This is a genomic window from Streptomyces sp. NPDC021080 (assembly GCF_044333225.1).
Classification (GTDB): domain Bacteria; phylum Actinomycetota; class Actinomycetes; order Streptomycetales; family Streptomycetaceae; genus Streptomyces.
In genome coordinates, this window is sequence record NZ_JBIRQM010000067.1 from 1 (window position 1) to 1,424 (window position 1,424).

Consider the following 1,424-nt stretch of genomic DNA (forward strand, 5'->3'; position numbering starts at 1 on the left):
CTAGTGTGATGCGCCAGAAATCCTGATGCTTAGTTACTACCCTGTTGGCATGTCGCATCCCGGGCCTTCTGCTGTGGAGATCACACTGTCCAAGGCCGAGCGTGCCGAGTTGGTGCGCTGGACGGAATTGCCGCACCGGCGCTCGGCCGAGAAGGCCCGCATCGTCCTGGCGTGTGCGGACGGCATGTCGAATGCTGGTGTGGCACGGCTTGTCGGTGTCCAGGCCAAGACGGTCGGCAAGTGGCGTCGGGCCTTCGCCGCGGAGCGTATGGCTGGGCTTGAGGACGCAGGCTGGATCGGCCGGCCGAAGGCCGACCTGGTCCTCGACGACGCCGAGCGCAGGCAGTTGCAGCAGTGGGCGCGGCAGGCAAAGACCGCTCAGTTCCTCGCGTTACGGGCCAAGATCGTGCTGCGTTGTGCGGAGGGTGGGACGAACCAGCAGGCCGCGGTCGACCTCGGCATCGACAGGTCGACCGTGGACCGCTGGCGGGCCCGGTTCATCGCGAAACGCCTTGATGGTCTGCATGACGAGCCGCGCTCGGGCCGGCCGCCTTCGATCCTCCTCGATCAGGTCGAGGAGGTCGTCGTGGCCACCCTGGAGTCGCTCCCGGGCCAGGACACGCACTGGTCACGGGCCTCGATGGCCCAGCGCACGGGCCTGTCGAAGTCGACGATCGGGCGGATCTGGAAGCGGTTCGATCTCAAGCCCCACCTGCAGGGCTCCTTCAAGTTGTCCACCGATCCACAGTTCGTCGCGAAGGTCGTCGACGTTGTCGGCCTGTATCACCACCCGCCCGAGAAGGCGGTCGTGCTCTGCGTGGACGAGAAGTCCCAGATCCAGGCACTGGACCGGTCCCAGCCGGTGCTGCCGATGATGCCGGGCATGCCCGAACGCCGTACCCACGACTATCTGAGGCACGGCATCACCAGCCTGTTCGCCGCCTTCAACATCGCCGACGGCACTGTCATATCGGCACTGCACCGACGCCACCGGGCGATCGAGTTCAAGAAGTTCCTGACCCGGATCGACAAGGCCGTGCCCACCGGCCTCGACGTGCACCTCGTCTGTGACAACTACGCCACCCACAACACCGCCGACATCAGGGCATGGCTCACCAAACACCCCCGATTCCACGTCCATTTCACTCCCACCGGCTCCTCCTGGATGAACCAGGTCGAGCGGTGGTTCGGCCTACTCACCGACAAGCTCATCCGCCGCGGCGTCCACACCTCCGTGAAGGCTCTGGAGGACGACATCACAGCGTGGATCGACACCTGGAACGAGAACCCACGGCCCTTCACCTGGGCCAAGACCGCCGACGAGATCCTCAACTCCCTCGCCGACTACCTCACCAAGGTCGGAACCACCGGCCAGAAAACCGAGCAGAACTAAGCATCAGGATTTCTGGCGCATCACACTAGCG

1 protein-coding gene is annotated in these 1,424 nt (G+C 64.8%); it reads left to right on the plus strand.

Annotation, left to right across the window (positions count from 1 at the left end):
- The first annotated feature begins 49 nt into the window (after window positions 1-49).
- Window positions 50-1,393 carry an IS630 family transposase gene (locus ACH4S8_RS45150; protein ID WP_398405195.1) on the plus strand — a complete coding sequence of 448 codons (1,344 nt, stop codon included), beginning with the start codon at window positions 50-52 and terminating at the stop codon, window positions 1,391-1,393.
- The last annotated feature ends 31 nt before the right edge of the window (window positions 1,394-1,424 follow it).

What these genes read in the sequence shown, in the direction of transcription:
- ACH4S8_RS45150 (WP_398405195.1), top strand. Translation starts at nt 50, where the DNA reads ATGTCGCATCCCGGGCCTTCTGCTGTGGAGATCACACTGTCCAAGGCC.